The sequence below is a fragment of the Rhodococcus sp. IEGM 1379 genome (genome assembly GCF_030056815.1).
Lineage (GTDB): Bacteria > Actinomycetota > Actinomycetes > Mycobacteriales > Mycobacteriaceae > Rhodococcus_F.
Genome location: NZ_JASHKR010000008.1, coordinates 154,247 through 161,528, shown reverse-complemented (window position 1 = coordinate 161,528; position 7,282 = coordinate 154,247). Strand labels below are relative to the sequence as shown.

6 protein-coding genes are annotated in these 7,282 nt (G+C 61.0%); 3 read left to right on the top strand and 3 right to left on the bottom strand.

What is annotated here, in order from left to right; translation table 11 throughout:
* Nucleotides 1–823 (bottom strand): Clp protease N-terminal domain-containing protein (locus tag QM600_RS07755; protein WP_283260878.1); only part of this gene is annotated, 823 nt, incomplete at its 3' end.
* 228 nt (nt 824–1,051) lie between these two features.
* On the opposite strand from QM600_RS07755, the gene QM600_RS07750 reads away from it, so the two are divergent.
* Nucleotides 1,052–2,230 (top strand): FAD-binding oxidoreductase, encoded by a 1,179-nt coding sequence (locus tag QM600_RS07750; RefSeq protein ID WP_502942909.1) that lies wholly within the window; start codon nt 1,052–1,054, stop codon nt 2,228–2,230.
* Between the two features lie 20 nt (nt 2,231–2,250).
* Complete coding sequence (locus QM600_RS07745) at nt 2,251–2,997, top strand: FAD-binding oxidoreductase (protein ID WP_283260877.1); 747 nt, start codon at nt 2,251–2,253, stop codon at nt 2,995–2,997.
* Here QM600_RS07745 and QM600_RS07740 read toward each other — a convergent pair.
* On the bottom strand, nt 2,991–4,160 hold the full coding sequence (locus QM600_RS07740; protein ID WP_283260876.1) for a globin domain-containing protein: 1,170 nt from the start codon (nt 4,158–4,160) through the stop codon (nt 2,991–2,993). The two genes, QM600_RS07745 and QM600_RS07740, sit on opposite strands and share 7 nt — an antisense overlap.
* Nucleotides 4,161–4,397: 237 nt before the next feature.
* Between QM600_RS07740 and QM600_RS07735 the strand changes: the two genes are divergently transcribed.
* Complete coding sequence (locus tag QM600_RS07735; protein ID WP_283260875.1) at nt 4,398–5,573, top strand: nitric oxide synthase oxygenase; 1,176 nt, start codon at nt 4,398–4,400, stop codon at nt 5,571–5,573.
* Between the two features lie 71 nt (nt 5,574–5,644).
* Here the strand turns inward: QM600_RS07735 and QM600_RS07730 are convergent, their stop codons facing one another.
* Complete coding sequence (locus QM600_RS07730; RefSeq protein WP_283260874.1) at nt 5,645–7,219, bottom strand: AMP-binding protein; 1,575 nt, start codon at nt 7,217–7,219, stop codon at nt 5,645–5,647.
* Nucleotides 7,220–7,282: the final 63 nt, after the last annotated feature.

Genomic DNA, 7,282 nt, shown 5'->3' with positions numbered 1-7,282 from the left:
TGATGACCTGTCCGGCACTGTTCTTGATGTCGTCGAGGACAGCCTTGAGGCGTTCCTCGAATTCACCGCGGAACTTGGCGCCGGCGATCATGGACCCGAGGTCCAGGGATACGACGGTCTTGCCGCGCAGCGATTCGGGGACGTCGCCCGCGATGATGCGTTGGGCCAGGCCCTCCACGATCGCGGTCTTGCCGACGCCCGGCTCACCGATGAGTACCGGGTTGTTCTTGGTACGACGCGACAGCACCTGCACGACACGACGAATCTCGGTGTCTCGGCCGATCACCGGGTCGAGCTTGCCGCTGCGGGCGAGTTCGGTGAGATCGGTGGAGTACTTCTCCAGCGCTTGGTAGGTGCCTTCCGGCTCCGGGCTGGTCACTCGTGCGCTACCGCGAACGGTGGTGAAGGCGTCACGCAGTGCAACGGGTGTCGCACCGTGGTTCTTCAACAGCGTTGCGACGTCGGAATCACCGTCGGCGAGGCCGTACAGAACGTGCTCGGTGGAGACGTACTCGTCGTCCATCTCGGTGGCGAGATGCTGAGCTGAGGTCAGCGCAGCGAGGGCCTCACGCCCGAGTTGCGGAGTGGAGCTGGCACCGGTCGTCTTGGGTAGACGATCCACCAGGTTCTGAGCTTCGCGATGAACGACGGTGGGGTCGACGCCGACTGCCTTGAGCAGCGGGGCGGCGATGCCGTCGGTTTGATCGAGGAGTGCGACCAGCAGGTGTGCCGGTCGAATGTCGGGGTTACCGGCCGACGACGCCGACTGCAGTGCAGCCGTCATCGCAGCCTGGGTCTTGGTTGTTGGTGTGAACGAGTCCACTTGTCACCCTTTCTGGCCGGGCTCCGGTCGCCTCAAGCGCGTCGAAGTCGAAGATTTTTGAGCCGCTCCGGGTTGGTTATGCGGCTGTGTCACTATCGTCAACGCGTACAAACTTGAGTCTATTCCGCTCAAGTTTGTTTTCGCTAGGCGCCCTCGTGCTGATTGGTCACTTTCCGCGCCGTACTAGAATTGAAACGAGTGTTGCTGCTGGGACGAAAGGGGTGCGGATTGGATCCGAAGGTGATCGCCCGCCTGCAATCCAGCCTCGATGCACTGACCGACGACGACGAGTCTCGCGCGCATTTTTCGGCACTGTTCTATACGGCTCTCTTTGCTGAACATCCTCTGTACCGCTCATTGTTCCCGGCAGCAATGGAATCACAAGGTCACAGGTTCTTCACCGCTATCCAATTCACAGTGAACAACCTTGCCCAGCATCGGCGCATTCGAAAATTTTTGACGCAGTTGGGCCTCGACCACCGTCGCTACGGTGTCGAGCGTGAGCACTACAAGGCTGCCGGGACGGCACTGAAGCGGGCCGTGCGTTCCCTGTACGGGACCAGTTCGCACAGTCGCTACAAATGGACGCCCGAACTCGACGAGGCCTGGACTGCGTTCGCCGATTTCGTCGTACAGACGATGTCCGAAGGCGCCGAGTCCGACACGACGCCGGCGCTGTGGGGCGGCACCGTCGTCAGCCATGAGCGGGTACTCGACGATCTTGCGATAGTGCGCCTCGAAACCGACCCACCCATTCCGTACGGCGCCGGTCAGTACGTCGGAGTTCAGATTCCGCAGCGCCCGCGGATGTGGCGGTACTACTCCCCCGCCATCCCGGCCAATCCGTTCGGCCAACTCGAATTCCACATCCGCAAGGTGTCGGGTGGTTGGGTGAGTCCGGCAATTGTCAACGAGACACATGTCGGCGATCGTTGGGTCATGTCCACCCCACTCGGCGGTCTGGAGGTCGACTTCACCTCCGACCACGACGTTTTGATGATCGGCAGCGGGACGGGCATCGCACCCTTGCGCGCCCAGGTGATGGAAATGGCGCAGCGCTCGAACAATCCCCGGGTCCACCTCTTTGTCGGTGGCCGCTATCCGTGTGACCTCTACGATCTCGAGACGCTGTGGCACATTTCGCTCAGCAATCCGTGGCTGACCGTGGTTCCGGTGTCGGAGGAATCCGAAAATCCATGGTGGCACAACGGCCCGGTACTCGAACCACCGTTCGGAATGCACTCTCGATTGACGGGACCCATCGGCAGGGTCGTGGCACAGTTCGGTTCGTGGGCGGACCGACAGATCCAGATTTCGGGTTCACCGTCCATGATCAAGACCACGATCTATGCACTACGCGCCGGCGGCACTCCGATCGACCAGATCCGGCACGATCCGCTCTACTGACAAGCAGGAGAACACCCTCTATGGCCCAGCGAACCTGGTCGAGCACCGTCGTCGAACATCACCGCCTCCGTGAGGATTTGGCCGTCGTTCGACTGATCGGCGATGTCGTACCGTTCCAGCCGGGCCAATATGTCGACGTCAGTGTGCCGCAGAATTCGCGTCTGCTTCGCCGGCTTTCCCCAGCACTGCCGCCGTCACAGGACGGGAAGATGGAGTTCCACGTCAAAACCGTTCCCGGCGGCTGGGTGAGCGGCAAAATCGTGAAGGACACCCAACCCGGCGATACCTGGCAGATTCTCGATCCCCGCGGAGATCTGTCGGTCGACGTGAACGGCCCTCCGGTCGTGATGATCGCGGGCGGAACAGGTTTGGCACCGATGCGCTCGATCATCCTCGATCTTGCACAGTCTCCGAACCCGCCCCTGGTGTACCTGTTCTTCGGTGGCCGAACCCTTCGCGACCTGTACGCCGCAGACATGCTGTGGCTGCTTGCTCACCAATTTCCTTGGCTCCAACCGATTCCCGTGGTCGAAGATCTCACCGACGCCGGCCCACCCGACGAGTGGTTCGAAAGACTCGGTGTAGACATCGGTTTCGGCGAGGACCATCTGGTGGAAGGAACCCTGGCCGAGGTCGTCGCGTCGTACGGGGCCTTCACCGAGCATCAGGTATTGGTGTGCGGATCGGCCGCAATGGTGCGTTCGACGCGAGATCGTCTGATTGCGACGGGAACCCCCGCCGAGATCATCGCCTTCGATCCCTACTGAACTCCGTAGGTCGGGTCACTGCGGACAGTTGCCACGTCGATCCCGGCCGCGCGTAGTCGAAACTTGGTGCTGTTCACCATCGATTCGTTTCCGACCAGCTGAATGTCGTGACCCGACCACGTGCCGTAGGACGTGACGACCTTGCCGACCTTGCCGGTGATGCGTTCGGGAAATCCCAGTGGTGGTAACGGTTCGGGTTCGGTATGCCACCACGGGTTGGAGCCTTCTTCCGACACCGGAATGACAGTGAGCCAGGAGTGCTTTTCGGCGAGCGTCCACAGAAACGGAAGGTCGTACAGGTCGCACGGGTACTGGCCGGAGTAGAACAGGTGAACCTTGCGGGTGTTACCGCGACGGATCAGTTCGAGGATCTGCGCGCGAAGCGGCGCCAGCCCCGTGCCGGACGCGATCATCAGCAGGTCGCGGATGTTCTCCGGCAGACCGAGCGCACCGATCGGCGAACCGATCACCCACGTATCGCCGACGGCGGTCTGGTTGACCATGGGCGGGCTCACCCAACCGCCCGACACGTGTCGAATATGAAATTCGACGATCCCCGATCCGTCGGACGGATTGGCCGGTGAGAGGTACCGCCACATTCGCGGCCTCGCAGCTACCTGCACACTGACATACTGGCCTGGCCGATAGTCCATCGGCTGATCGAGGCGCAGGCGCACTATCGCGACGCCCTTGATGGCAGCGCGACTCTCGATCACCGTGGCAGTCCACGCGCACGGTCCGTCCGCAGCATTGGCGGCGCCTGTCATCGCCGCGGAGATCACAGACAGGGTGTCGCGCCAGGCACTGTCGACTTCCTCGGTCCACATCTCGGCGCCACCGAATAGGTTGAATGCCTCGATCATCGAGTTCGCGACGTCGTTGTAGTGCTCGTCGGTCACACCGTATTTGCGATGATCACGGCCCAACTGGGCGAGATACTCGAGCATCTCGCCGGACTCGTCGAGGTTTTCGACGACGTAGCCGATGGCCGTGAACAGACGGTCGCGCTGCACATCCATCGCAGCCGGAAAGAACTCACGGGTTTCGGGCGATCGGGCGAAGAGAAATGAGTAGAAGGTCCGGGCAAGCCGCTCCGGGCCGCCCTCTTCGGCGACGATGGATTTGAAGCTCGACCGGACCAGAGAAATTGCTTGCGAATCCACAGCTCGTCCTCGTCCCGATTTTTCGCGGCAGACCAGCCGCAGATATTTCGAGTGCAGCTTATGCCACAAGTGTCCAACTCGTAAACGATTCACCGGATATGTCACACGTCACTACCAATTTTTAGGTACGACCGTCCCTTTTTCGATCCGGCGTGCAAAATAGGCATGGGTTTCGACACGCTCGACCGCTGAGCTACCGTCCAGCGAAATCCCAACCAGCCAAACAGGAGTCGTGCCGTGGATTTTGTTCGACAGGACGAGTTGCCAATAGGTAGCGCGCCCGCTTCGCCACTCGTTTCATCTCCACCGGTGCTGACCGACCTGCAACGACGAGAGCTCGAATGTGTGGAGTTCTTCGATTCACCGGAACTGAGTCACCTGCCGACGTCACGTCGACGTGACGTGCTACGCGAGCTACATCGAACCGGCACGTACACCCAGACCGCCGAGGAAATTCTTGTCGGCGCAAAACTTGCGTGGCGGAATCATGCGCGATGCGTCGGACGCGCACATTGGCGCACCCTCAAACTGCTCGACGCCCGGGGCGCTGTCACGGCAGCTGCTCTGGCCGAAGCATGTTGGGAGCACCTTCGTGTCTCGACGAACGGGGGCGCTCTGCAGTCGGTGGTCACTGTCGGCCCCCTGCCGCGCGAAGACGGCCAGGAGTACCGCATTCTCAGTCCGCAACTGATCCGCTATGCCGGATACCTACGTGACGACGGCACAATTCTGGGTGATCCGTGGCATGTCGACCTGACTGCTCAGGTCACCGCGATGGGATGGAAGGGCGCCGGAACACCATTCGACGTTCTCCCAGTTCTGATTTCGGTTCCCGACGAGCCTCTGCAGTACTTCGACGTACCCACCGACCTGGTTCTCGAAGTCGATATCGAGCATCCCGATTATCCGTGGTTCGCTGATCTGGGCCTCAAATGGCACGCCGTTCCCGCTGTAGCGGACATGGATCTCGACATCGGCGGAATCCGCTATCCATGCACCCCGTTCAGCGGCTGGTACGTCAGCACCGAAGTGGGCGCCCGCAACTTCAGCGACACCGATCGATACAACATGCTTCCTGCCGTCGCAAAACATTTAGGGCTCGACATGAGCACCGATCGCACTCTGTGGAAGGACCGTGCACTGGTCGAATTGAACCGCGCAGTTATTCACAGTTACCGCAAGGCCGGCGTCATCATGGTCGACCATCACACTGTCGCAAAACAATTCATCGATCACATCGCCCGCGAGAACAAAGCCGGTCGCACATGCCCGACGGACTGGTCGTGGGTCAACCCACCGATGTCCAGTTCACTCACTCCGACGTTCCATCGACTGTACGACGAGCCCGATCTCGACATCCGGCCCAACTTCGTGACAAAAGCGAAGAAGGGCGTGTGCCCGATCACTGGATGAAAGTGAGCACCCCTTGCAGCAGGCTGCACGCACGGGGTGCTCACTTCAGGAATGAGTGCTAGCTCGAACCCTCAGACCGCGCGGGCCTGGGCCTCCCAGTAATGCGCGCGCAGTGCCTTCTTGTCGAGCTTGCCCAGCGGAGTGAGCGGCAGGCTATCCACGAAGTCGATGCTCTTGGGTGCGTGAACGGAACCCTTTGCTGCCTTGACCCGTTCCACCAACTCTTCGGTCTCCACGGTTAGACCAGCACGAAGCACGACGCACGCCTTGACTGCTTCGCCCCACTTCTCGTCAGGAACGCCGACTACGGCCACGGAGGCGACGGACGGGTGCGCCGAGATGACGTCCTCGATCTCACGGGGGAAGACGTTGAAGCCGCCGGTCACGATCATGTCTTTCTTGCGGTCGACGATGGACATGAAGCCGTCCCTGTCCTTCCGCGCAATGTCACCCGTGTGCAGCCAACCGCCGCGGAAGGCTTCGGCGGTCTCGGCGGGCTTCTTCCAGTACCCCTTCATGACCAGTGGGCCGCGGACGCAGATCTCGCCGAGTTCACCCTGCGGCACCTCGTTGAGGTCGTCGTCGAGGAGTCGCACGTCGAGCCACGGCACTGGACGGCCGCAAGTGGCGAGGCGTGCCGGATCGTCGGCCAGGTGTTCTTCCTTACGCAGCACCGAAATGGTCATGCCGCACTCGGTCTGGCCGTAGAACTGGAAGAAGATCTGACCGAACTTCTTGATGCCTTCCTGCAAGCGCGCCGGAGACATCGCGGAGGCGCCATAGAACAGCGTCTGCAGACTGGAGACGTCACGCTTCTCGAGGTCAGGGTGATCCATGAGCATGTAGATCATGGTGGGCACCAACATGGTTGCGGTGATCTTGTACTTCTCGATCGCCTCGAGAACAGCGCCCGGTTCGAAGGCCGGCAGGACGACCAGCGCGCCGCCGCGTAGGAGTGTCGGGGTGAAGAATGCGGCACCGGCATGCGAGAGCGGAGTGCAGATGAGGAAGCGGTTTTCTTCGGGCCACTGCCATTCCGACATCTGAATCTGGTTGAGTGCGGCGCCTGAACGAAAAGATCCCACAACACCTTTGGGTTTTCCGGTGGTGCCACCGGTGTAGACCATACTGCTGGCATCTTCGGCGTCGACGTGCGCCGCTTTGAGCGGAGCCGGCTCGAAAGTCGCTGCCAGAGCGAGGATGTCGATACCTACCTCGGACGGACCCATCGACAGAACCGTGGTGATCGAGGGCGACGACGCCTTCAACTCGGCCGCGCGATCCTCGAATGCGTTTGGATCGAAGATGAGGGTCTCGATCTCGGCGTCGTCGACGATGTACTTGTGGTCGTCGAGCGAACCCATCGGGTTGAGAGCACTGGCCCGACAACCGGTGATCATGGTGGCACCCATGCTGATGAGTACTTCGGGGCGGTTCTTGGACAGCATCGCGGTGCTGGTGCCCTGGGTGATTCCGAGGGACGCGAGTGCCTGAGCGAAGCAACTGATCTGATCCCGCATCTCGCCGCCTGTCAGCACGACGTCGCCGATGTAGAGCGCAGGCTTGTCGTGGTTCATTTCCAAGGCAGTGATAAGCAGGTCCGGACCGTAAACCGGTCGGTGCAGGTCAGCGTACTCGTCTGTCATCTGGATTCCTTCGGCTCGGCGCGTTGAGATGTGGTGCCAGTCACGCATATGGTAATCAGAATT

Coding starts and splice junctions, on each gene's coding strand:
- QM600_RS07745 (WP_283260877.1), top strand. CDS start 2,251: ATGGCCCAGCGAACCTGGTCGAGCACCGTCGTCGAACATCACCGCCTC.
- QM600_RS07730 (WP_283260874.1), bottom strand. CDS start 7,219: ATGACAGACGAGTACGCTGACCTGCACCGACCGGTTTACGGTCCGGAC.